This window comes from Planococcus maritimus (assembly GCF_001687625.2).
Classification (GTDB): Bacteria; Bacillota; Bacilli; order Bacillales_A; family Planococcaceae; genus Planococcus; species Planococcus maritimus.
Genome location: NZ_CP016538.2, coordinates 1468006 through 1493126, shown reverse-complemented (window position 1 = coordinate 1493126; position 25121 = coordinate 1468006). Strand labels below are relative to the sequence as shown.

Below are 25121 nucleotides of genomic sequence, written 5' to 3'. Positions count from 1 at the left end.
CCTTATCATTTGCTTTATTAGGATTCAATCGGGAACTTCATCTTTTCGATTTCACCAGGTGCGAATACGCCATTTTTAAACATCTCAATTTCGTAGGCATATGGCGCTTGCTTCTTTTTCGCATCTAGGCCGACATAAGGCGTTTCCAATATTTTCGGCACATGCATCAATTGTTTATGATGGACAATTGAATTGAGTGCCTCAAAGCCGATTTCACCGAAGCCGATGTTTTCATGACGGTCTTTTCCTGCCCCGCGCACATTTTTGCTGTCATTGATATGCAGCACTTGCAGTCGGTCGATTCCAATCAAACGATCGAATTCCTCGAGCACTCCGTCAAAATCTTCTATGATGTCATAACCGGCATCGTGAACGTGGCATGTATCAAAACAGACCGACAAACGTTCGTTATGCGTTACGCCGTTAATGATTGCTGCGAGTTCCTCGAAGCTGCGGCCGATTTCACTGCCTTTTCCAGCCATCGTCTCAAGAGCGATATTAACCGGAAAATCTTGTGTCAGTACTTCGTTCAAGCCTTCGATAATTCTCTGGGTTCCGGCTTCTACTCCCGCACCAACATGGGCACCGGGATGCAGTACAATCTGTTCCGCGCCAAGCGCTGCAGTACGTTCGATTTCGGATTGCAGGAATTCAACGCCGAGCTCAAAAGTAGCCGGTTTGGTGGTGTTGGCGATATTGATGATATAAGGTGCGTGAACGATGATATTTGACAGCCCATGCTCCGCCATATGCGCTCTGCCTGCTTCGATATTAAGTTCCTCGATCGGTTTACGGCGCGTATTTTGCGGTGCGCCCGTATAAATCATAAAAGTCGAAGAGCCGTAGGAAGCGGCTTCCTCACTGGCTCCGAGAAGCATTTTTTTGCCACTCATCGAGACGTGCGATCCTAATAGCATATAACTAACCCCTTACTTTTTGCGGTTTTTGCGGCGTTCCGCTTTTTTGATTTCATCCATTTTCCATTTCATTTTCTTCTTGTACATCGGTTTAACACTTTTCGGTTTATGGACCATCGATTTCGCCTTAGTATCGGCCTCATTTTCCGTACGCACACGTTTTTTACGGCCGTGGCGCTCTTTCATATCAGCAAATTCACCTTTGACGATATCTTTTTGCTGGAATGGAATCCCCATTTTCTCGACGCGAACAATAGCATCTTCATCTTCCGGGCTGAACATGGTGATCGCGACGCCTTTAAGCCCTGCGCGCGCAGTACGCCCGACACGGTGAATGAAGAATTCCAGGTCTTCCGGCAATTCGTAGTTGATGACATGGCTGACGCCTTGGATATCGATTCCACGTGCGGCAAGGTCTGTCGCTACGATGTATTGATACTCCAGATCGCGTACTTGTTTCATCATCTTAACGCGTTCGCGCGGTGCCAAGTCTCCATGGATTTTCCCTACGCGAATGCCGTTTTTCGATAATTCCTCTGCGATGTAATCGGCATTGGTACGCGTGTTAACAAAGATGATCGCAAGGTATGGATTGATAATCTTCATAATCTCTTGCAGGCGCTCCACTTTCTTCTTGCTGCGCACTGGCACTAGATAAAAGTCCAAGCCTTCAGCAGCCGGGCGCTTGTCACCGATTTTGATGTGCGCTGGGTTGGCCATGTATTTTTTCAAGAAAGGCTTTAATTTTTCAGGGATGGTTGCAGAGAACACGTACATCTCCAAATCATCACGCATTTTTCCAGCGACTTGGTCAATTTCTTCGATAAAGCCCATGTCAAATGCCAAGTCTGCCTCATCGACAACTAGGATTTTTGCTGTATGGACGAGCAAAGCGTTTTCGTTAACCAGGTCTTTTAAACGCCCTGGCGTCCCGATGACGATATGCGGCTGTGTTTTCAATTTATTGATTGAACGTTGTTTGTCCGTTCCACCGATAAATGATTTGACTTCGATGCCGGAATCGCCAATCAGTTTCTGAATTTCATTGAAAATTTGCGTTCCCAGTTCTCGCGTCGGGGCAGCGATTACTGCTTGAACTTCCTGTTTCGACACATCTATGCGTTCGACGATTGGGATGATAAAACTATGGGTCTTGCCTGTACCTGTATGGGACTGGCCAATGGCACTGTTTCCACTCATAATTTGTGGAATCATTTCCTTTTGGATTGCTGTCGGTTCTTTAAAACCGAGTTTTTCGACCGCTTCAAGCAAAAATGGCTTGAGACGGTATTCGTTGAATTTTGTCATGGGATATAGTTCCCTCCTTAAGCTCTCGCTATTATAGCATAAAATGGCGCTGCTACGCGATGCAACTTTTGTAAACAAGCGGCGTCTCCGTTATAATAAAGTCATGATGTTGAAAGGAGTGCGGTTTGATAATGAAAGTAAAAAAGATTTCGCCAAGAGGCTATTGCTACGGGGTAGTGGATGCCATGGTCATCGCAAAAAATGCAGCCATGGATGAGACTTTGCCGCGCCCGATTTATATACTGGGCATGATTGTCCATAATAAACACGTAACCGATGCCTTTGAACAAGATGGCATCATTACACTCGATGGCACCAACCGCCTCGAGATCCTGGAAAAAGTTGAAACGGGTACCGTGATTTTCACAGCGCACGGCGTTTCCCCTCAAGTGCGTGAACTCGCCCGCAGAAAAGGCCTAGTGTCGATCGATGCCACTTGCCCGGATGTGACAGTAACGCATGACTTGATCCGCGAAAAAACAGCGGAAGGCTACCATATCATTTATATTGGCAAGAGCGGCCACCCGGAACCGGAAGGCGCAATTGGCGTAGCTCCGGACCTCGTCCATTTGGTCGAAAAGATCGAAGACGTCAACGCCCTTGAGCTGGAAGAAGATAAGATCATCATCACCAACCAGACAACGATGAGCCAATGGGACGTTGTTCATTTGATGGAGCGCTTGAAAGAACGTTTCCCACATGCGGAAGTGCATAAGGAGATTTGTCTCGCTACACAAGTTCGACAAGAAGCCGTTGCGGAACAAGCCGGTGATACCGATCTATTATTGGTTATCGGCGACCCAATGAGCAATAACTCCAACCGCCTGGCACAAGTATCTCAGGATATCGCCGGCACGCCCGCTTACCGTATCTCTGACTTGTCTGAACTGAAATTGGAATGGCTCGAAGGCATCGAAACGGTCGCCTTGACGGCTGGTGCATCGACGCCGACGCCAATCGTTAAAGAAGTCATGAAGTTCTTGGATCAATACGATCCGGAAGATCCGGAAACGCACACACTCGAGCGTTCCGTCCCACTTAATAAAATCTTACCGAAGATCAAGCATCCGAAACCATCGGATCGCATTGAACCGTATCCGGTAAATGAATAAGCTATGAAAAAGAGGCCCTGAATGGGGCCTCTTTTTTCATAGCTTATTTTAAACGAAACGGCTCTGTATTTACTTCAGATGGCAAAAACTCGCATTGCCAGTTTGCGCCTTTTGCTGTCATGTGGTCGACGACTCCACGGATCATCACCTTTTCAACATGATGGCCTGGGTCAATCACCGGCAAGCCGATTGCCTGAGCATCTTGTGCCACGTGGAAGTATAGGTCACCTGTGATATAGACATCTGCTCCGGCACGTTTGGCCTGCTGGATGTATTTATTGCCATCACCGCCCAGTACGGCCACTTTTCTTATAGTTTCATCACCAGTGCCGACAACACGGACAAAAGGCACGTCCAAGCTTGATTTTACATGCTCCGCAAACGCATCCAAGCTCATCTCTTCTTTCAAGCGACCAACACGCCCAAGCCCCATTGGCAGTTCTTTGTTTTCCAAAGTGAACACGTCGTATGCCGGCTCTTCGTAAGGATGCGCCGCAATCATAGCCCGGATCACGCGATCTTTCTCGGCTTTTCTGACGACGACTTCAATTTTAGATTCTGCTGTTTGTTCCATTTTGCCGGCCTCGCCGATATAGGAATCAGCTGAGGCTGTTGGCCGGAAGCGTCCGGTGCCTGATAAAGTATAGCTGCAATGCTCATAGTCCCCGATGGCACCGGCACCTGCATCGCCAAATGCTTTTCGCACTTGGTCTTCGTGACTCTCTGGTACGAATACCGCGATCTTCACAAGTTCCGCTTCATAGGTTTTCACCAATACGCTTGTCTCGCTCAAGCCGAGCGCCTCTGCCAACAAGTCATTGACGCCGCCCCATGCGACATCGAGATTGGTATGTGCGGCATATACGGCAATATCATTTTTAATCAATTTCTCCATCAGACGGCCTTGAGGAAAATCGGTCTGGAGATTTTTCAACGGCCGGAAAATCGGGGGATGATGCGCAATGATGAGCCCCGCTCCTTTTTCGATTGCTTCGTCCACCACTGCCTCATCAACGTCTAGTGTTACTAGCACGCGTTCGACTTTTTTGTTTAAAGTGCCGACGTGCAGCCCGATTGGATCCCCTTCCATCGCCAAGTATTTCGGCGACCATTTCTCAAATTCTTCAATAATCTGTTGCCCGTTAGGAATTTTCATCCGCGAACACCTCTTCCATCAATGCGATTTTTTCGAGCAATTGCTCTTTTTTCGTACGAATGTCTTCGGTTTGTGTTGTGTTTTCCAAGCGTTCGGCGATGGCTTTCCACTGCGCCGCTTCGCGTTGCCATTTCTCCTTGAACACTTCAGTATGCTGTTTGAGTAGCTCCGGGCCGAATAATAATTGCTTAGCATCCAGCTCTACTTTTTCTTCAGTTGGCTCTAGCACGAGAATTTCATAGATTTTATCTTTTTCTTTCAAAATCTCTTCTGCAACTGTTTGCCAGCCGTTTTCGACAGCCCATAGACGTATGGCTTGGGCGTGGACGTTCGGCTGCAAAATCAAGCGCTCTACGCCTTTAAGACGGTCTTTGCCATCTTCCAAAATCGACGCAATTAGCGAACCGCCCATGCCAGCGATGGTCACTGCTGTTATGCCATCAGACGGTTCGATTGCCTCTAACCCTGGTGCGAGCCGTACGGTGATCTTGTCTTCCAGTCCCTCTGCTTGAACTTGTTTTTTCGCCGATTCATAGGGACCTTTGACAATTTCTCCAGCTACTGCGCGAACGGCCCCGCCGTTATGTAAAAGATGACAAGGCAAATAGGCGTGATCTGATCCAATATCTGCGACGACCGCATCTGCCTGCACATGTGCGGCCACTTTCATTAATCGAACTGATAATTGCTGCGCGTTCATAAAGTTCCTCCTAATTGACAAAAAACCCTTAGCTCCAAAAAGAACTAAGGGTTTTTGATGCTATTCGAGTGATAGTACCCACTCAGCCATTGCTGCTACGTTCTCTTCAGGAACAAGACCTGCAGGCATCGATCCTTTACCGTTGATCAAAATCTCTTCGATTTCTTCTTGGCCAAGTTCAGTAGCCACTAGTGATGGGCCTACTCCGCCTTCATAGCTTGAACCGTGGCAAGAAATACAGTTGGCTTCTGCTGTAGCTTCTGGGTCGAAGTCGCCGCTTTCTGCTTCTTCTCCGCCTTCACCTTCAGCCGCTTCGCCGCCTTCTTCTTCTGCTGCATGTTCTTCAGCAATTTCAGCTTCGTTGCCGACTCCTTCCAATGATAGGAAGAAAATCAGGCCAATACCGAAAGCCATGATTAAGATATAAGGTACAATTGCATTCTTTTGCATCCGTAACCCTCCTTCTGCTGTGTTCTGCTTGATGATAGTATAAGTATCACTCATTATTGTACTGTATTATCCAGTAAACGAAAAGCCATAACGAATAATATTTGCCGTATTGTGACAAAATCGGTAAATTCGAAGGATTCAGTTGACGGCAGTCAACAAGCAGTTAAAGTCACACAGTTTTCTTGTCCCCTCAGCAGCCGACCAATCGGGAGATGACCATGCGTTGCACTTCGGACGTCCCTTCGCCGATTTCTAAAAGCTTGGCATCACGCATATAGCGCTCGACTTCGTACTCTTTCATATAGCCGTAGCCGCCATGGATCTGGATCGCTTCATCAGCCACTTCCATCGCCATTTCAGATGCATACAGCTTAGCCATCGATGCTTCTTTTGTGAATGGACGCCCCTGATCTTTCAGCCATGCCGCTTTGTAGACCATATTGCGTGCCAGTTCAATCTTCATCGCCATATCCGCAAGTTTGAATTGCGTGACTTGAAACTCGGATAAAGTTTTGCCGAATTGCTTGCGCTCTTTTGCATAGGCAAGGGCTTTATTGAACGCGCCTTGAGCGATCCCGACTGCCATCGCCGCAATGCCGATGCGTCCGCCGTCAAGCGTCACGAGAAATTGCTTAAAGCCTTCGCCGCGTTTGCCGAGCAGGTTTTCTTTTGGCACACGAACATTTTCGAGAACCAATTCCGTCGTATTCGATGCATTCAAGCCCATTTTCTCGTAATTATCGATAATGGTGAAGCCTTCTGCATCTGTCGGCACGATAATGGCACTGATTTCTTTTTTGCCATCATTCATCCCCGTTATGGCGGTAATTGCCAAATGTTTCGCATGGCTTGCGTTTGTGATATATACTTTCGATCCATTAATGACCCAATCGTCCCCGTCTTCTACTGCACGGGTTTCCGTACCACCGGCATCCGACCCGGCATTTGGTTCTGTAAGCCCGAATGCGCCAAACGATTCTCCCGTACAGATTGGCGTCAAATATTTCTGTTTCTGCTCGTCTGTCCCGAACAAGCTGAGCGGTGCACCGCCAAGTGAGATATGCGCAGAATACGTGATACCTGTTGAAGCACAGACACGGCTCAATTCTTCCGTAACAATCGCAAAACTGGTACTGTCTGCTCCAGCACCGCCATAAGCCTCGTCAAACGGCAAACCCATCATCCCCATGTCGGATAGCTGCTTGAATGCTTGTTTCGGAAATTCTTTTGTGCGGTCGCGTTCGACAGCGCCAGGTGCCACTACTTTATCGGCGAATTCCCGCATTGTTTTTTTGATCATCTGTTGTTCTTGTGTCAAATCGAAATTCATGTCTTACATCCCCTTTGTTGTGAATACGCTTACAATATTCATTATATAGCTAAAATTCCGACACAAGCAAGGCATAACGGAAAGTTATTCCAATATCCTGTTAAGCATAGCGATATGTAGCGTTTATAGGGCAGCTGATTCGCAAAAAAAAATCCTTCCAAGCATATCGCTCGGAAGGATTGATTCATTTTATTCTAAGAAGTCTTTCAAACGTTTGCTGCGCGATGGATGGCGCAGTTTGCGCAAAGCTTTCGCTTCAATTTGGCGAATGCGCTCACGCGTTACGCCGAATACTTTGCCGACTTCTTCGAGTGTCCGCGTGCGGCCGTCATCCAAGCCGAAACGCAAGCGCAATACGTTTTCTTCTCTATCGGTCAATGTATCCAGTACATCTTCTAATTGCTCTTTCAATAGCTCATATGCAGCATGGTCAGATGGCGATTGCGCATCGGAATCTTCAATGAAATCTCCCAAATGTGAATCGTCTTCTTCACCGATTGGCGTCTCAAGCGAAACTGGCTCTTGTGCGATTTTTAGAATCTCGCGTACTTTTTCAGGCAATAGGTCCATTTCTTCGCCGATTTCCTCTGGCGAAGGCTCACGGCCAAGATCTTGCAATAGCTGACGCTGCACACGGATCAATTTATTGATCGTCTCCACCATGTGAACCGGGATTCGAATGGTGCGGGCTTGGTCAGCGATGGCGCGGGTAATGGCCTGGCGGATCCACCATGTAGCATAAGTACTGAATTTAAAGCCTTTCGAGTAGTCGAATTTCTCGACTGCTTTGATCAATCCCATATTCCCTTCCTGAATCAGATCCAGGAATAGCATACCGCGACCCACGTAGCGTTTGGCAATCGACACGACAAGACGTAAGTTAGCCTCTGCCAAGCGTTTCTTCGCTTCCTCGTCGCCTTGTTCGATCAGTTTGGCAAGGCGAACTTCTTCTTCCGCCTTCAACAGATCCACGCGCCCGATTTCTTTCAAGTACATACGGACCGGGTCGTTGATTTTAACGCCTGGCGGGACGCTTAAGTCGTTCAAGTCGAACTTCTCTTCTGTCGGTTTCATGAGACGGTCCAAATGTTCTTCATCGTCGCTTTTGCGTTCGAGTTCGATGCCGTGCCCTTCCAATTGATCGATGAATTCTTCTACTTGGTCCGATTCCATTTCAAAAATAGCTAATTTGTCGGCAATCTGTTCGTAGTTCAATTCTCCGGTTTTTTTCCCTTGCTCGATCAATTGCTTTTTCGCGTCTTCTACACTTGCTTCCGGGCCTTCAGTAGGCATCGGGATGCTGTTTGTTACGACTTCTGTTTGGCGTTCAGATTTCTCAGCCATACAACTTCCTCCTTTAGAAAAAACCGGAATAATCTACAATGATTTCCGTAAAGCAATCACTTCTTGTGCTAGAAGCAAAGCGCGCTTCAAATCATGCTGTTTTTCCGCTTCTTTTGATTGCTGGATTTTTAAATTAATTTGTTGCTCGATGCGATGCTTATTCAAATGCTTCAAACAATCTTCAATCTCTTCTTCCGGGTGATCGGGGTCTCTTTCAGCTAAAGCTGTCTCCATCACGAGCTTCCGGAGCTCCTGGTCTGTCAGGGTTTCCAGAAACTTATGAAAATCTGCCTTTTCCCATTCTTCGTAAAATCCGAGCAGCTGAACATACAGCGCTTGGTATTCCTCGCTGATGAACGGGATGGTTTCTACTTCACGGGCCAGCTTGTCCATTACGGCGGGGTCTGCAAGTGCATGAGCAAACAATAACCGTTCTGCCCGGTGCAGCGACGTAATTTTCTTTTGCTCTCTTCTAGGAGCTGCCTGGACCGATTCCGCTGCTTTTGGCCGGCTGCGTTCAATGCTGCGTGTTTCTAAGCGCCTGTACTGCTGCAAAATGGCTTCTTCTGAAAGCTTGGTTTCGGCCGACAGCTGCTTAATATACAAATCCCTTTCAACAGGAGAGGATTTTCCAGCCAATAACTGAAGCACCTCTTGAATGTATTGAAGGAGATCGTTTTCATATTGGAAGTTCTTGTGACGGCGCGCATGCATCATCGCAAAAGCGATAAAGGTTTGCGGCTTTTCGATAATGTGCTCCCGAAAAGCATCGGCACCGTTTTGACGGACATAATCATCGGGGTCCATGCCATTCGGCAACACCGCAATCCCGACTTTGAAATTCGCTTCCTCGAGCGGAACAGCCGCCCGTTTTGCCGCTTCCCATCCGGCATCATCGCCATCGAAGCACACAACCACTTCCTGTGCAAAACGTTTCATCTGGCGGATATGCTGTGAAGTCAGCGAGGTCCCCATGGTAGCGAGCGCGTTGTCGATGCCAGCTTTTCCAGCGGCGATGACGTCCATGAATCCTTCAAATAAGATGATTTTCCTGTTTTTCCGGATCGCGCCGCGTGCTAAATGAACGTTATAGAGAACTTGGCTTTTTTGGAAGATCGGCGACTCCGGGCTGTTCATGTATTTCGCTTCTTGTTTCGACTGTTCAAGGACCCTCCCCGAAAAGGCAATAGCCTTGCCATTCTCGTTCATGATGGGAAACATGATACGGCCGCGGAAACGGTCAAACCAACCATCGGATTTCTCACGTTTGATGGCAAGTCCGCTCGCTTCAAGCTGTTCATCATCATACCCTTTTCTGCGCAGCGCCACTTCCATATAGTTCCATTCTGGAAGAGCCCAGCCGATGCGGTATTTTTCGATGATTTCCTGAGTGAAGCCTCGATTTTCCAAATAATCAAGTGCTGCTTGCCCTTCTTCAGTGTTCAGCAAAATGTGATGGTACATATCGGCAGCGAATTCATGCATCAAAATGAGCGGGTCGTCATTTCTAGCTTGTGCTGCACCTTTGCCTTCGCTTGACTGCACATCGACTTCGATTCCTGAGCGCTCGCCTAATTTGGCCAGTGCTTCCTGGAAGTTAATGTTTTCAATATCCATCAAGAACGTAATGGCGTTGCCGCCAGCTCCGCAGCCAAAGCAATGGAAGATCTGTTTATCAGCCGTCACAGAAAATGACGGTGTACTTTCCCCGTGGAACGGGCAGAGGCCGAACCAATTGCGGCCCCTTTTTGTCAATTGGACATATTCGCCCACAACATCCACAATATCCGCTTTGGAACGGATTTCTTCGATTACTTCTTCAGGAATTCGATTGGACACTTTATCACCATCTTTATTTGCTTACTTTACTTTATTCGTTGAAATTTAGTGAAATCCTTCAAATTTCGACAAAAAGATGGGAAAGCTCATTATGTTATTAGTAAGCTTTAGCCACAATTCTTCATTATAAAACGTTTTTTTGTAAAAATCCACAGAAAGGCGTAGAAAAAGGGTCTTTACATTATACAAGCATAAGAAAAACCGCCCTGACAGGCGGAGTCTTCTTACTGTTTCTGAAGTTTGCCAAGAATTAAATTAGCAGTTTCCTCAACGGCGCGATTCGTGACATCAAGTGTTTCGCAGCCGATACGATCGACCACTTTACGGAAATGGACGATTTCTTCATGAATACGGTCTAACTTCGCATAATTGGCATCATCATTCAAGCCGAGTGCAATCAAGCGTTCTTTCCGGATATTGTTCAGTTTCTCCGGTGAAATGACTAAGCCGAAGCATTTTTTAGGATCCACATCGAACAGTTCATCCGGAGGGTCCACTTCTGGCACTAGCGGGACATTGGCGACTTTCAAGCGTTTATGGGCCAAGTACTGAGATAATGGGGTTTTTGACGTTCGCGATACGCCGACTAAGACGATATCCGCAAGTAAAATGCCGCGCGGGTCGCGCCCGTCATCGTATTTAACAGCAAACTCGATCGCTTCGACTTTTTTAAAGTAGTCATCGTCAAGCTTACGGACAAGCCCAGCTTCGCCGATTGGTGCCGAATGCAGCTCTTCCTCGAGTGCATCGAGCAACGGGCCCATCAAGTCGATCGCTTTGATGCTGTGGCGGGCCGTTTCGCGTTCGACGAAATGGCGAAGTTCTTTTGATACAAGCGTATAAACGATTACAGCTCGCTGTCCTTCTGCCAATTTGATGATCTCTTGTAAGTGATCGACGGAATCGATATAGGGAAACCGTTTCAAGACAGCATTCTGTTCTGTATTCAAGTATTGGCTAATCGCCGCTTTTGCGACCAGCTCGCCAGTTTCTCCTACCGAATCGGAGACAATAAAAACACGCAATAAACTCATATTCTGCACCTCACAGTTCGTGGTTTTCCGAAAGGGACAAAAATGCCCGTGTGATATTAGTCTTAGTCAGCCTGCCGACGACCTTATACCCTTCCGGTTGTTCTTCGACGACCGGCAAAGCGTCGATTTGTTGGTTGATCAGCCGGTTTGCAGCCTGTATGAGCGAATCATTGCGCAAGCAAAACGTAATATTCGGCATGCGCGTCATGATAATATGTACAGGAATAGCATTCAGATCCTGATTGCCAAGGCTTGTGCGCAATAGATCTTTACGCGACAAAACACCAGCGAGGCAGGATTTTTTATCCACAACAAAAAGCGTCCCGACGTCATCCAAAAACATTTGGCTGATGGCATCGTATACGCTGACATCTTCCCTGACTACGACAGGGATTGACTGAAAGTCTTTTACTTTCATATTGTTCATCGTATCGGTGATATCCTGGCCCGGTTTCTTGCCCGAGTAAAAATAACCGACACGCGGCCTGGCATCCAAAAAGCCTGCCATCGTCAAAATCGCTAGATCTGGCCGAAGCGTTGCACGCGTTAGATGCAGACGGTCCGCAATTTGCTCGCCTGTAATCGGGCCATTGCCTTTGACGATCTGTAAAATTTCCTCTTGCCGCTTATTGAGTTCGATTGGACTCACCGCCTCAAATTCAAATATGTTATACTCAATATCGATTATTATATACTATTACATGCTATATTGCGAAGAAAAGATTGCCGTGATACAATAATCGGGAATCAAATATTGGCATTGAGGGATCGATAAGTACCGCGCATGAAGCGAGCAGGGATGGTGAAAGCCTGCAACTGCGGGAAACGGCAATCCGGAGCCATAGGTAAGCAAGAGGGCTGGAGTTTCAGCCAATCGAGGTGGAACCGCGGGTAACGTACTCGTCCTCGGACATTAGTCCGTGGCGTGTGCGATTTTTTTATTTTATGGAGGTTATGAAGATGTCAATGGAAAAAGTAGTATCATTAGCCAAACACCGGGGATTCGTCTTTCCGGGCTCAGAAATTTACGGCGGCCTTGCCAACACATGGGATTATGGCCCACTCGGCATTGAGCTGAAAAACAACATCAAAAAAGCATGGTGGAAAAAATTTGTCCAGGAATCGGTTCATAATGTCGGTCTAGATGCCGCTATCTTGATGAACCCAAAAACTTGGGAAGCATCTGGCCACCTTGGCAATTTCAACGACCCGATGATCGATTGCAAATCCTGCAAATCGCGCCACCGTGCAGATAAACTCATCGAAAACGCATTGGATGAAAAAGGCATCGAATTGATCGTCGACGGCCTATCGTTCGATCGCATGAAAGAATTGATCGACGAGCACGAAATCACATGCCCGACTTGCGGCAAAGCCGATTTCACCGAAATCCGCCAGTTTAACTTGATGTTCAAGACATTCCAAGGCGTTACCGAGTCTTCTACAAACGAAGTTTACTTGCGCCCGGAAACAGCGCAAGGGATTTTCGTCAATTATAAAAACGTCCAGCGCTCGATGCGCAAAAAAATGCCTTTCGGGATCGCCCAGATCGGTAAGAGCTTCCGTAACGAAATCACACCGGGGAACTTCACGTTCCGCACACGTGAATTTGAACAAATGGAACTTGAGTTTTTCTGCAAACCAGGCGAAGACCTTGAATGGTATGCATACTGGCGCGATTTCTGCAAAAACTGGCTGCTTGAGTTGAATATGAGCGAAAGCAATATGCGCTTGCGCGAGCACGACGCTGATGAGTTGTCCCATTACTCGAACGCGACGGTCGATATCGAATACAAATTCCCGTTCGGCTGGGGCGAACTATGGGGCATCGCTGACCGCACCGATTTCGACTTGAAGCGCCATATGGAATATTCGGGCGAAGACTTCAACTATATCGACCCGCAGACAAATGAACGCTACGTGCCGTATTGCATCGAGCCATCCCTCGGCGCAGATCGCGTGACACTCGCTTTCCTCGTGGATGCATTCCAAGAAGAAGCATTGGACAATGACGATACACGCACGGTCTTGAAGTTCCACCCGGCACTTGCACCGTACAAAGCAGCGGTATTGCCTTTGTCGAAAAAACTTTCAGAAGGCGCGACGGAAGTGTTCGCCGACCTTGCGAAGCATTTCATGGTCGATTACGACGAATCTCAATCAATCGGTAAACGCTATCGCCGCCAGGATGAAATCGGTACGCCATTCTGCATCACTTACGATTTCGACTCAGTCGAAGACGGTGAAGTGACAGTGCGCCACCGCGATTCCATGGAACAAGTCCGCATGCCGATCAAAGACGTGCAAGCTTATATCGAACAGCATATCCAATTTTAATCCAAAAAAGACATCCCGAGGCTAATCGCCTTCTGGGATGTCTTTTTTAGGTTCCGGAAAGAATTCCGGGGTGCGTTCGAGTTGTTCAAGAAATGAGCGCGATTTCAGTCGGATGCCTGCCTGTTCTTCGTAAATCGTCCGGACAATCTGCTTGAGCAAAGTCTTGGATTCTTTCTTTAAGGTTAGTCCCCCGACGCGTTCGATCGGCACGAAATAAAACGTGCGGATCAACTTCACGAGCGCCGGGCTTAAACGAATAATATAGCGGTCCAAATGGAAGCAGCGGTGGCATAGAAAGCCCAGTTCCTGGAATGAGAAAGCAAATTCCCCTTCTGTTGCCCCGCAATTGGCACATTCATGCAAAGTTGGGGTCAGCCCGGCAATACGCAGCATTTTCCACTCAACAAACAAGGTTATCGCTTCCGGGTCATAGCCATCTGCAATTGCATGAAGCGCTTGATACAACATATCGTAGATGGCCGGCTGAGGTTCGTCTTGTTCGGTCAGCCGGTCGACAAGTTCTGTCACATAGCTCGCATAAGCAGTGGCCATAATGTCTTCGCGGATGTAACGCAGCGATTCCAATTGATCACCCGCCTGCAATGTGCCCATGCCACGTCCTTTGTAGATTGAAAAGACGCCATGCGTGAATGGCTGGGTGATCGCGGCTAAGCGGCTTGCAGGCTTTTTGGCACCGCGCGCCATGCACGTGATCTTTCCCGCTTCTTTTGTAAACAAAGTGACGATTTTATTATTTTCGCCATAGGGGCGTGTACGGATAACAATGGCTTCGAGTTGGTTCTGCATGAGCCAGGCTCCTTAGTATTCGTCGTCTCGGAAACCGAAATCACGGAGATGCATTGCTTTATTGCGCCAATCTTTCTGGACTTTGACCCATAGTTCCAAATACACTTTCGTGCCAAGCAAGTTTTCGATATCCTTGCGTGCACGAGTTCCAATTTCTTTCAATAATGCACCCTTTTTGCCAATAACGATGCCTTTTTGGGAATCGCGCTCGACCATGATTGTCGCTTGAACACGAATCATGTTCTCGCTTTCTTCGTCTTTGGCGATTTTGTCAATAACCACAGCGATCGAGTGCGGAATTTCCTCGCGCGTTAAATGCAAAGCTTTTTCACGAATCAATTCTGAAATGATGAAACGTTCCGGATGGTCCGTCACTTGATCAGATGGATAATACTGAGGTCCTTCCGGCAAGCGTTCGCCAATTTTCGCGAGCAAGTTCTCGACGTTGTTGCCCTGCAAGGCAGAAATCGGAATCGCTTCTGCAAAATCGAATTCATTGCGGTAGGATTCAATGATTTTCGGCAAATTATCGGGATGCACTTGGTCGATTTTGTTAAGTACTAAGAAAACCGGCACATCGATGCCCTTCAACATATCGAGCACATAACGATCCTGTTTGCCGATACGGTCTGCTGCACTGACGACAAATAACAGGACATCTACTTCGCGGAATGTGTTTTTCGCGACTTTCAGCATGAAATCCCCAAGCTTATGCTTCGGTTCGTTGATGCCTGGTGTGTCGATAAAGACCATTTGGCTATTGTCATTCGTCACGACGCCTTGAACTTTATTGCGTGTTGTTTGCGGCTTGTCGCTCATGATGGCGATTTTCTGCCCAACTACACGGTTCAAAAACGTTGATTTCCCAACATTCGGACGGCCGATAATGGAGATGAACCCTGATTTATATCCGTTATTTCCTTGATGCATAGTCTAAATCCCCCGTTGTGAAAGCGCCTGGTAGCAATTCAGCGATTGTCGTCTCAGACACCGCGCCTTCTAGATTCGTTAAATAAACCGGCATATCCGGAGCACAGAACTCCACCAATACTTGTCGGCATGCCCCACACGGCGCAACCGGCCCTTTCGTGTCAGCAGCTACTGCCAAAGCCTCAAACTGCATAACGCCTTCTGATACAGCCTTAAAGACTGCTGTGCGCTCTGCACAATTGGTCAGTGAATAGCCCGCATTTTCAATATTGCAACCCGTATAAACTTCGCCATCTTTCGTCAATAGCGCCGCTCCTACCGGGAATTTCGAATACGGCACGTAGGCATTGCCACGCGCCGAAATTGCTTGTTCCATCAATTGTTGTTTGTCCATTTTTATCACTCACTTTTCTGTATTCACCATAGCACCCTGCTGCCTGAACGGTTAAAACCATTTAGGCAAAAAGATCAGTAAACCGATTATAGCACTTGTCACAGCAAATACCAAAACCGCTCCTGCTGCCATGTCTTTTGCCTGCTTCGCCAAGGGGTGGCGTTCTTCGGTAACGAGGTCCACGGTCCGCTCTAGCGCAGAATTGATCAATTCAAGTGCGAACATGCCGCCGATCAATATAATCACTAGCATCCATTCCATCTGGTCAAGGCCGGTCCAAATCCCAGCAATCGCAACAATCACGGCCGAAAACAAGTGGACTTGCATATTCTGTTCCCGTTTTAATGAAGTGCCAATCCCTTGCGCAGCAAAACGGAAAGAGGAGAGAAACCTAGTCAGCCTCATGTGCATCACGCGTAACGCCAAGAGAAACTAAAATCTCTTCCTGTTTGCCGAACATTTCTTTTTCATCCTGCTCATTCATATGATCATAGCCAAGCAGATGCAAGAAGCCATGCACCGCTAAAAACCCGAGTTCGCGTTCGAAGCTATGGCCGTACTCCTCTGCCTGAAGCTTTGTGCGTTCTATCGAGATAATAATGTCTCCGAGCAAACGGGGCCCCGTTTCACCGATGATCGCCACTTCCTCTTCTCCTTGTTCTTCCATTGAAAAAGAAATGACATCCGTTGCTTGATCTTTTTCCCGGTAATCCCGGTTAATCGCGCGAATCGATTCGTCATCAGTGAAGGTGACCGATACTTCTGCCTCACCCGTCTTTTCATGATATGCCGCATGTTCTAGCACCTTGCTGACAAAGGCCAGCGCTTCATCGCCTAATTGTTTCGTTTCATCTATAAAGTCAATCGTTAGCATCACTTTTCCTCCTCTTTTCGTATTATTTTCTGTCATCTGGGTAAGCGATCCTTGAATGAAAAATGCCGTTCAAAGTCTCGCACATGACATTTTTTACCCGTTTCAGTTCTTTTAACGTTATATCACATTCATCAAACTGTCCATCTTTCAACTTGTCTTCCGTGATCGCATCGACCATTTCCCGGATTTTCTCCGTGCTCGGTGATTCCATTGACCGGACTGCCGCTTCTAAACTGTCCGCCACCATGATAATGGCAACTTCTCGCGTCTGCGGTTTCGGCCCCTTGTAACGGTATTCCTCCTCAGAGAGCTCGTCATTTTGCTTTTTCGCTTTGTAATAGAAAAACTTCAATAAAGTCGTGCCATGGTGCTGTTCTGCAATATCGATCAATTCTTTCGGCATTTTGTTTTTTCGTAAAATCGCAGCGCCATCTTGTCCATGCGCAAGGATGATATCCCGGCTTTGTTGTGGTGTTAGCTGGTCATGCGGATTGCCATGGGACTGATTTTCGATGAAATACTGCGGGGTGATAGTCTTTCCAATATCGTGATAATAACAGCCAACGCGCGCAAGCAATCCATTCGCTCCGATCGCTTCACATGCAGCATCTGAAAGATTCGCCACCATGACACTATGGTGATACGTGCCTGGGGTTTCAGTCAAAATCTTTTTAAGCAAAGGATGATTCGGATTCGACAACTCCAGCAGTTTCATCGTCGACAAGATGCCAAATGACGTTTCAAACAGCGGCAGCAGACCGGTCGCAAGCGTCCCTGACAAGAGACCAGCTGCCAGTGCGGCTGCTACATAAAATGCGATTTCTTCTACGGTGTATTGGCTTTGGTTAACCAAAAGGTAAAATGCGACATACAGCAAATGGACACCGCCGACCGCCAAACTGATTGGCAAAATACGGATGCTTCTGTGCCCATTGCGTATTAAGTAAATACCGGTCAAACCGCCAAACAACACGTACAAAGCGGAATCCATCTGAAATACACCGGCATAACCGCTTTGCAGCATCATTCCTGCGCTGGCGCTTAGTAAAATCGTCACATAGACCGCTGTCCGCTCATCGATTAGCAAGCGTACCAAAATGCCGGCCAGCGCTGTCGGATAAATAAAGTCGATGACCACTTCAAAATTGCCGCTGATGATTTCAAGCAGTTTCATAATCGCCAAAGACAAAGCGACCACCACAAACACAATCGTTAACCGAATCGCCTTTTTGACGCCCTCGATTTTTGCGCTTTGCAAAACCAGCAGCAACAACCCTGCAGCAATGAGCACAAACAAGCCCAAGGCAAGCACCGAACGGTAATTCGATTGTTGTTCAGTCATACCCGCCAGTTCCAATTGACGGTACACTTCCCGGTCAATCAATTGGCCTTCTTGGATCAGAACTTGCCCTTGCAAGATACGCGTCGGTTCCACACTTGCCCGTGCCTGTTCGATTTGTTGTTCTGTCAATTCCTCATTGACCAGTTCATTCGGAACAATGCTCGACCGGGCAATAGCCGCAGCCGCTGGGATTGCAGTAGCCGGCACTTGTTCGTCCTCGCGAATTTCTTGCTCGGCCGTATTACGTGCTTGTGTCAGCCCATCTTCTCGAAGCGGATCCTGCAAGACGGATAGCACTTGATTGCGCACTTCCCGTTCGATGCGCAAAATCATGTCTTCTTCCAAGACAAGCAGCGACATGAGCATATCATCAGTCAAGCGAAGCCCATTTTCATTTTGTTCAAACAAGCGGATCGATTCACGCAGGCTACTCAAGGACGCATCTAGATTTCTTGGTCCCGGTTCGCTTTCGTCCTCTCCGCTCGATTCCGTCGTGCTCTTTGCTTCTAGCACATAACCGAACAACGAATCGACGACTGCCGCTTGGTTATCGGCCACTTCTTCAATATAACGGTAACTTGGCTGCACTTCCTGAGCTGCACGCGTCCGTTCCAGTTCTGTCCTCACGGGATCTTCGACCGTTTTCGCCGCCCGTATGGTTTCCTCAGACAATTGGAATAATTCCACTTCATATGTATCAGTTGTCATTGTATTATACAAAAAACCAAACATGAGCAGCGCTGTCAATAAACTGATGCCGATCAAGACTGCAGGAGCCCCGAATCGCATATAAATGCGCCTGATCCACCTCGCCATTTGACCACCTCACTATTCTTCTTTCATCATACCAATACAACAGGCTTTTTTCATCGCCCCTTGCAAATTAATAACAATTTCCCGGCGCTTTATGCATCAGAACCTGTTGTATGAAACGCCATATGTTTTGATTTACTTTCCACTAAGTGAAAAAAAACCAGCCTTAACCAGGCTGATTTTCCAGAGTGTTGAAGAAGTCGATAGTTCGTTATCAAATACGAAAGAAGCTACGCTTTTTTACATTCAACAGTCAATGGCCTCTCTAAGTATTTGGAGAAGCGTTCGCTCGACTCCGGTGGTGAAGCGAGACGACCGAGACCCCGCAAGGCGCAAAGCGACTGAGGAGGCTTGGGCGCGAGCCCACGGAGCCGTGCGATAAGCTTCGGAAAATACGATTTTATCCCTTTCTCGACAACCTAAAAAACCAGCCCTAGTTAGGCTGGTTTTCGTAAGCTTCAATGATTCTCGAGACGAGCGGATGCCGAACGACATCACCTTTTTCCAAATACTCAAACTCGATTCCTTTAACGCCGTGCAAATTCTTTTCAGCAGCAATCAAACCGGATTCTGCGCCGCGCGGCAAATCGATTTGCGTTTTATCGCCTGTGACAATCATTTTCGAGTTAAAGCCGAGACGTGTCAAAAACATCTTCATCTGGGCTTTTGTCGTATTCTGCGCTTCATCCAAAATAATGAACGCTTCTTCTAATGTGCGGCCTCTCATATAAGCGAGTGGTGCTACTTCAATCGTTCCGCGTTCAATCAATCGGTTCGTTTGCTCTTGGCCCATGACGTCATGCAAGGCGTCGTATAGAGGACGTAAATAAGGATCCACCTTTTCCTTCAAGTCGCCTGGCAAGAAACCAAGACTTTCCCCTGCTTCAACCGCAGGACGTGTCAGGACGATTTTTTTGACATGGCCGTTTTTCAACGCCTGCACCGCTAAAACAACGGCAAGATAGGTTTTTCCAGTTCCGGCAGGGCCGATTCCGAAAACCATGTCGCTTTTCTTGATGGCGTGGATATAATGGCGCTGACCAATGGTTTTCGCACGAATTGAACGCCCTGTTGCACTGCGGGCTACTTCCTCATCGTATAGTTCGGCAAAGTATTCAATCGTGCCGCTTTTTGCCATTTCGATAGCTGAAACGATATCGCGCTGGTCGATATTGATGCCTTTACGGATGACTTTCAGTAATTGTTCCAATAGCAATTTCCCTGTTTGGCGGCTTTCTTCAGGCCCTTCAAGGCGAATCACTTCGCCTCGGGTGATGATGTGTATATCGAAACTTTCTTCGATCAGCGACAGATGGCTGTCGGATGTGCCGAGAAGCTGAACGGCTTCATTCGGATCTTTCACATGCAATTCGAGTAGGCTGTTTTCTGTCATTTAGACGCTCCTTGGATCGTGTTTTTTCTTCTTCTCAACTCTATCATTTTCTATATGGAAATGTAAATTAATTCAGATGATTCTAGTTTACATAATATTAATATATAAAATTATATGACCAAAAGAAAAGACCGGCATCAAACATGCCGGCCTTGCTTTTGACGTTTTGATTTGGGCGGCTGCAAAATCTCTGCCATGATTACGCCTCGACGTACGTCTTCTTGGTCGAGCGGGAACAAATCCTGCTCTTTTTCTTTTTTAACCGCCCGCTTGAATGGCTCGTTTTGATGCGTGCTCAATCTTCCTGGACGGCTAGTTTGTTGTGCAACTTGCTTTGCTTGAGCCGGCATCCGCTTTTCAGCTTCCTCCGTCACACGTGATTTGGCACGCTCTGCCTGTTCTTTGACTTGGCGTGCCTGTTCTTTGCGTTTAGGGTCGCTCTCCATCTGGGTTTGAAACTCGCCGTAAATTTCCTTGGCGTAGTCTTCAATCCGTTTAAAGCTTCGCTGCCCGCCTCGTTGAGATTGCTGAGGTGATTGCGTTCGCTGTTGCGATCTGCCCGCAGGCGTCCCAGGGCCTTGCTGACGCTTCGGCTGCTGGGCCGTCTGCTCTTTGCCGTCAGACTTTTTGTTTTTATTGAACACAGCGCTGATTGCCGCAATGATCAACATCATAATGAGGGGTTCCATTCCAAAACCTCCCTTGAGTTATGGCGGAATTTATTGGTTTTCGTCCTCTTGTTTTTCCGTTCCGCTTTTCGAGATGGACTCGCGCATGCTTGTATCAGCTTGAACATTTTTGTAATTGATATAATCCATTACACCGATGTTTCCTGAACGGAGCGCTTCTGACATCGCCATTGGCACTTCTGCTTCGGCTTCGACAACTTTCGCGCGCATTTGTACGACTTTCGCTTTCATTTCCTGTTCGCTTGCAACGGCCATTGCACGGCGTTCTTCCGCTTTAGCCTGCGCGATTTTCTTATCGGCGTCCGCTTGTTCTGTTTGAAGCTCTGCTCCAATGTTTTTGCCGATATCGACGTCTGCGATATCGATCGACAGGATTTCAAAGGCTGTACCGGAGTCTAAGCCTTTGCCAAGAACAGTTTGAGAAATGAGATCTGGATTTTCAAGAACTTTTTTATGGTTTGTACTTGAACCGAGTGTCGAAACAATCCCTTCACCGACACGGGCGACAATGGTTTCTTCACCAGCACCACCGACTAAACGGTCGATGTTGGCACGCACCGTGATACGTGCTTTTGCTTTCACTTCAATGCCGTCCATTGCCACACCGGCGATAAATGGTGTTTCGATGACTTTCGGGTTAACGGACATTTGAACCGCTTCTAACACGTCACGGCCCGCCAGGTCGATTGCTGCTGCACGTTCGAACGGCAAATCGATATTGGCGCGATGAGCTGCGATCAAAGCATTGACGACTCGGTCGACGTTACCGCCAGCCAAGTAATGGCTTTCCAATTGGTTGATTTGCACAGAAAGACCTGCTTTAGAAGCTTTAATTAATGGGTTGACGATACGCGATGGGATAACCCGGCGCAATCTCATCCCGATCAATGTGAAGATGCTGATGCGGACGCCGGCAGCTAAGGCCGAGATCCATAATGTGACGGGTACGAATGTGAAAAAGATGGCGAGTACGACGATAATCCCAATTATCGCTGCGCCTAAGCCGATTGCTTCAAGTCCCATTTATTCTTCCTCCTCTTGTTTTTCGAGTTCACGCACAACGATGCGAGACCCTTCTACCTTGATAATTTTAACATCTTTATTGCTGTCGATAAACCGCCCTTCCGATACCGCATCGATATACTCGTCACCAAGCCGGATCGTGCCGGAAGGCCTTAGGGCGTTGGTGGTACGGGCAATCTGGCCAATCAGTTCTGGACGGTTGACGGCTGACACGTAGCCATGCTCTGTGTCGGTGGCATCGGTTAAGATAATGCGCTTGAACATGTTCAATTTCTTGCCGAAAAATTTCACTAAAATCACCATCCCTGCTGAAGCTACAAGTAATGCAATCAAAATTGCGATCGCTGTTGTCTGGACATCTTCACCTGCTAACAAAACGCTTCCTATGACTGCCAGAATCCCGAGAATCCCCAGTATGCCGCCGGGGACGAAAAATTCCAGCAGAATCAAGCCGAGTCCGAAGACCAAAAGCAAGATCGATTCATATCCGGCAAGCCCTGCCACCAGATGGCCGTAAAAGAACAGCATCAGTGAAAACAAACCGAAGAATCCAGGAATCCCGACTCCGGGCGTGAACAATTCAAGCAATAAACCAAGGCCTGCCACCGATAGCAGGATAGGCACGACGATCGGGCTCGTCAGAAAACGTGCCAGGGTCTCTGACCAATTTTCTTCTACTTGAACGACTTCTGCACCGGACAGGCCTTTCATTTCGAGAAGCTCATCGAGAGTCGATACAGTGCCTTCGGAATACCCAACATCGAGCGCTTCCTGGGCACCGAGCGTCAATAATTCACCTTCCGCTGCCCGGTATTCCGGGAGGTCGATACTGGCATCCGCCATCGCCAGCGCAAACTGCGGATTGCGATTTGATGATTCCGCTGCACTTCTCATTGAAGACAGCCACGCGGAATTCGCTTTGTCAGCAGCTGCATTGCCCGACTGGTCAATGACTTGGGCCGCGCCCATCCGCCCATTCGGATGCATATAGATTTCATCGTTATACAAGGCGAGAAATGCCCCAGCCGACAGGGCATCCTGGTTGATGAAAGCCACGGTTTCAGGCTCGGCATCATCCAACAGGCGAGCAATGCTATCAGCTGCATTAACAAAACCGCCCGGCGTATCGATTTCAAAGACGATGGTCGTGGCCCCGGCATCTTCAGCTTCTTCAATGCCCCGCTCCAGGAATGACTGCAAGCCCCGCTCCACTTCCGCTTCAATCGGAATGACATAGACTTTTCCGTTATCCGCAGAGATGGCCGGAATCGCTAAAGCGAATGCCATGGCCAGGAATAAAAAGCCGATCCAAGCTTTTTTTCTACGCACGGCAAATTCCCCCTCTCCTTCATGAAAACTTTAGGATAATTATGTATACGGATGAGTCGAGCTGCGGTTTCACCAGTCGGCTTCTTTTTCATTATAAAGCAATTTTCCCCAAGTTACGATGGAATGCGCTTACATCTCGATCAATTAGTGACCGTTTTAAGGCATAAAAAAAACCGGAAGCACATTTGTGCTCCCGGTCTCAGCTGTTCGTTGCTATTTTTAAAAGTCATTTAAGATCAAAGTCAATTAAAATTTACGTTTACGCGCAGCTTCTGATTTCAATTTACGTTTCACGCTCGGCTTATCATAAAACTCGCGCTTTCTTACCTCTTGCATTGTTCCGGACTTCGAAACAGTGCGTTTGAAGCGGCGAAGAGCATCTTCAATTGATTCGTTTTTACGAACAGTAGTTTTTGACATCTCTTTTTCCCTCCCTCCGAACACACGTTGAAGCAAATAACAACAAGTGTTATATACTAGAAAATTATAACGCAAGAAAAGATCTTCGTCAATACTTAATAATCGTTGTCTGAAGTAAGGCCTTGCATGATTTGGACTCCTGAACTTGCACCGATGCGAGTCGCTCCCACTTCGACCATTTTCTCCACGTCTTCTAGGCTGCGGACGCCGCCAGAAGCCTTAACGCCAAGATCTGGCCCGACTGTTTCGCGCATCATACGCACTGCTTCGACGGTCGCTCCGCCAGTTGAGAAACCAGTTGATGTTTTAACAAAATCCGCTCCCGCTTCTTTCGACAGGCGGCTGGCCAATTTAATTTCTTCATCCGTCAGCAAGCAAATCTCAAGAATGACTTTGACGATCGCTTTTCCTTTTGCTGCATTCACGACTGCTTCGACATCTGCTTTCACAACATCTTCTTGCCCGCTTTTCAAGGCGCCGATGTTCAAGACCATATCAATTTCGCCTGCGCCTTTTTCAATTGCGTCTTTTGTTTCGAACGCTTTTGTTTCAGAAGTTGATGCGCCAAGGGGGAAGCCGATGACTGTGCAGACTTTGACTTCACTTTGTTCAAGGTGTTTAGCCGCAAGCGCGACCCATGCCGGGTTAACGCAGACAGAAGCGAAATGATGTTCTGCCGCTTCTTTGCAAAGCTGCTCGATTTGAGGAGCTGTAGCTTCTGCTTTTAATAAGGTGTGGTCAATTAAAGATGCAATATTTGTCATGATCTAATTCTCCATTCTTTACACTAGGTTTTTTTGCAGTTGGTGACTTGCGTCAGTTTTGTAATTGGCTCGTGTTATTCAAACTCATAGGATATTGCAGACAAAGCATAAAGTGGGGCCGTCTCTGTGCGCAGTATGCGCGGGCCAAGTGCAGCGAATTGTGCGCCGGCCTCTTTGAGTGCAGCTGCTTCCGCCTCTGAAATGCCGCCTTCCGGACCAAAAACAAGTAAGATTGAATCCTTATCATACAATGATTCCAGAATTTCGGCAAACCGGCTGCCGCCGCTCTTTTTCGCCTCTTCTTCGTAAGCGACGATGACCGCATCGTAATTTTTCGCTGCGCTCAACAATTCTTTAAAAGTGTGCACAGACTGGATGGTTGGAATGCGGCTCCGATGCGATTGCTCGGCAGCTTCCTTAGCAATTTTGCTCAAGCGCTCGATTTTCTTTGCGCTTTTGGCACCATCCCATTTGACGATCGACCGTTCCGCCGAATATGGCAACAGCGAATTCATCCCGAGCTCTGTCGCTTTTTGAGTGATTAGTTCGAGCTTATCGCCTTTAGGTAAGCCACAGGCAATCGTTACTTTTTTTGGCAACTCACTGCGGTCTTCGAGCTCGCGGATCAGTTTGATATGGACATCAGCAGCAATTTCCGTGATTTCTGCTAAATGTACAGTTCCTGATACTACAGCGATCAATTGATCACCTACTGATTGCCTCATCACTTTGGCGATGTGTTTGGCATCGTCTCCCGTAATCGCCAAATCATCTTTGCCGGGTTCTGTCTCTTCCAGAAAATATCGTTGCATGGTC

General features: G+C 47.6%; 25 protein-coding genes. 2 read left to right on the top strand and 23 right to left on the bottom strand.

All coding sequences use genetic code 11. From position 1 onward, the window contains the following. Positions 1-17: 17 nt before the first annotated feature. Positions 18-917, bottom strand: coding sequence for a deoxyribonuclease IV (locus BBI11_RS07490; RefSeq protein WP_068462000.1), 900 nt, complete (start codon positions 915-917; stop codon positions 18-20). Positions 918-929: 12 nt separating this feature from the next. Further along, positions 930-2225, bottom strand: coding sequence for a DEAD/DEAH box helicase (locus tag BBI11_RS07485; RefSeq protein WP_068461998.1), 1296 nt, complete (start codon positions 2223-2225; stop codon positions 930-932). A 131-nt stretch (positions 2226-2356) separates the two neighbouring features. On the opposite strand from BBI11_RS07485, the gene BBI11_RS07480 reads away from it, so the two are divergent. Next, positions 2357-3337: a 4-hydroxy-3-methylbut-2-enyl diphosphate reductase gene (locus tag BBI11_RS07480; RefSeq protein WP_068461996.1), complete on the top strand. Its 981-nt coding sequence runs from the start codon at positions 2357-2359 to the stop codon at positions 3335-3337. 43 nt (positions 3338-3380) lie between these two features. Here BBI11_RS07480 and BBI11_RS07475 read toward each other — a convergent pair whose 3' ends face one another. The 8 genes from BBI11_RS07475 to BBI11_RS07440 form a co-directional block, all read right to left on the bottom strand. Then, positions 3381-4493 carry a Nif3-like dinuclear metal center hexameric protein gene (locus BBI11_RS07475; protein ID WP_068461995.1) on the bottom strand — a complete coding sequence of 371 codons (1113 nt, stop codon included), beginning with the start codon at positions 4491-4493 and terminating at the stop codon, positions 3381-3383. Continuing rightward, entirely contained in the window at positions 4480-5193 is a 714-nt protein-coding gene (locus BBI11_RS07470; RefSeq protein WP_068461993.1) for a tRNA (adenine(22)-N(1))-methyltransferase, read from the bottom strand. Before BBI11_RS07470 ends, BBI11_RS07475 begins: the two co-directional genes overlap by 14 nt. A 60-nt stretch (positions 5194-5253) precedes the next feature. Then, entirely contained in the window at positions 5254-5643 is a 390-nt protein-coding gene (gene cccA, locus BBI11_RS07465) for a cytochrome c550 (RefSeq protein WP_068461991.1), read from the bottom strand. 190 nt (positions 5644-5833) lie between these two features. Continuing rightward, complete coding sequence (locus BBI11_RS07460) at positions 5834-6973, bottom strand: acyl-CoA dehydrogenase (RefSeq protein WP_068461989.1); 1140 nt, start codon at positions 6971-6973, stop codon at positions 5834-5836. A gap of 189 nt (positions 6974-7162) precedes the next feature. Beyond that, on the bottom strand, positions 7163-8317 hold the full coding sequence (gene rpoD / locus BBI11_RS07455) for an RNA polymerase sigma factor RpoD (RefSeq protein WP_068461987.1): 1155 nt from the start codon (positions 8315-8317) through the stop codon (positions 7163-7165). A gap of 33 nt (positions 8318-8350) precedes the next feature. Then, a complete protein-coding gene (gene dnaG / locus BBI11_RS07450; protein ID WP_068461985.1) occupies positions 8351-10156 on the bottom strand; it encodes a DNA primase in 1806 nt (601 codons plus the stop codon). Positions 10157-10380: 224 nt separating this feature from the next. Then, the gene (locus tag BBI11_RS07445) at positions 10381-11190 is read right to left on the bottom strand and encodes a pyruvate, water dikinase regulatory protein (RefSeq protein ID WP_068461983.1); all 810 of its coding nucleotides are present in this window, start codon (positions 11188-11190) and stop codon (positions 10381-10383) included. Between the two features lie 10 nt (positions 11191-11200). After that, positions 11201-11839, bottom strand: coding sequence for a transcriptional regulator CcpN (locus BBI11_RS07440; protein WP_068461982.1), 639 nt, complete (start codon positions 11837-11839; stop codon positions 11201-11203). Positions 11840-12150: 311 nt separating this feature from the next. Between BBI11_RS07440 and BBI11_RS07435 the strand changes: the two genes are divergently transcribed. Then, on the top strand, positions 12151-13527 hold the full coding sequence (locus tag BBI11_RS07435) for a glycine--tRNA ligase (protein WP_171900885.1): 1377 nt from the start codon (positions 12151-12153) through the stop codon (positions 13525-13527). A 21-nt stretch (positions 13528-13548) separates the two neighbouring features. On the opposite strand, the gene recO is transcribed toward BBI11_RS07435, so the two are convergent. The 13 genes from recO to BBI11_RS07370 form a co-directional block, all read right to left on the bottom strand. Next, the gene (recO, locus tag BBI11_RS07430) at positions 13549-14334 is read right to left on the bottom strand and encodes a DNA repair protein RecO (RefSeq protein ID WP_068461978.1); all 786 of its coding nucleotides are present in this window, start codon (positions 14332-14334) and stop codon (positions 13549-13551) included. A 12-nt stretch (positions 14335-14346) separates the two neighbouring features. Further along, positions 14347-15264, bottom strand: coding sequence for a GTPase Era (gene era, locus BBI11_RS07425; protein WP_068461976.1), 918 nt, complete (start codon positions 15262-15264; stop codon positions 14347-14349). Continuing rightward, positions 15248-15658 (bottom strand): cytidine deaminase, encoded by a 411-nt coding sequence (locus tag BBI11_RS07420; protein ID WP_068461974.1) that lies wholly within the window; start codon positions 15656-15658, stop codon positions 15248-15250. The genes era and BBI11_RS07420 overlap by 17 nt, the downstream gene beginning before the upstream one ends. A gap of 51 nt (positions 15659-15709) precedes the next feature. Beyond that, positions 15710-16063, bottom strand: coding sequence for a diacylglycerol kinase family protein (locus BBI11_RS07415; RefSeq protein WP_068465661.1), 354 nt, complete (start codon positions 16061-16063; stop codon positions 15710-15712). Next, positions 16050-16535, bottom strand: coding sequence for an rRNA maturation RNase YbeY (ybeY, locus tag BBI11_RS07410; protein ID WP_208597186.1), 486 nt, complete (start codon positions 16533-16535; stop codon positions 16050-16052). The genes BBI11_RS07415 and ybeY overlap by 14 nt, the downstream gene beginning before the upstream one ends. Positions 16536-16554: 19 nt before the next feature. Further along, positions 16555-18690, bottom strand: a complete 2136-nt coding sequence (locus tag BBI11_RS07405; protein ID WP_068461970.1) for an HD family phosphohydrolase — start codon at positions 18688-18690, stop codon at positions 16555-16557. Between the two features lie 430 nt (positions 18691-19120). After that, positions 19121-20080, bottom strand: coding sequence for a PhoH family protein (locus BBI11_RS07400; protein ID WP_068461967.1), 960 nt, complete (start codon positions 20078-20080; stop codon positions 19121-19123). Positions 20081-20217: 137 nt separating this feature from the next. After that, complete coding sequence (locus BBI11_RS07395) at positions 20218-20769, bottom strand: hypothetical protein (RefSeq protein WP_068461965.1); 552 nt, start codon at positions 20767-20769, stop codon at positions 20218-20220. A 30-nt stretch (positions 20770-20799) separates the two neighbouring features. Then, positions 20800-21792 (bottom strand): flotillin-like protein FloA, encoded by a 993-nt coding sequence (gene floA, locus BBI11_RS07390; protein WP_068461963.1) that lies wholly within the window; start codon positions 21790-21792, stop codon positions 20800-20802. Next, complete coding sequence (locus BBI11_RS07385; protein ID WP_068461961.1) at positions 21793-23121, bottom strand: NfeD family protein; 1329 nt, start codon at positions 23119-23121, stop codon at positions 21793-21795. A gap of 246 nt (positions 23122-23367) precedes the next feature. Next, entirely contained in the window at positions 23368-23541 is a 174-nt protein-coding gene (gene rpsU / locus BBI11_RS07380; protein WP_068461960.1) for a 30S ribosomal protein S21, read from the bottom strand. 95 nt (positions 23542-23636) lie between these two features. Beyond that, entirely contained in the window at positions 23637-24305 is a 669-nt protein-coding gene (gene deoC, locus BBI11_RS07375) for a deoxyribose-phosphate aldolase (protein WP_068461958.1), read from the bottom strand. Positions 24306-24379: 74 nt separating this feature from the next. After that, on the bottom strand, positions 24380-25117 hold the full coding sequence (locus BBI11_RS07370) for a 16S rRNA (uracil(1498)-N(3))-methyltransferase (RefSeq protein WP_068461956.1): 738 nt from the start codon (positions 25115-25117) through the stop codon (positions 24380-24382). Between the last annotated feature and the right edge of the window lie 4 nt (positions 25118-25121).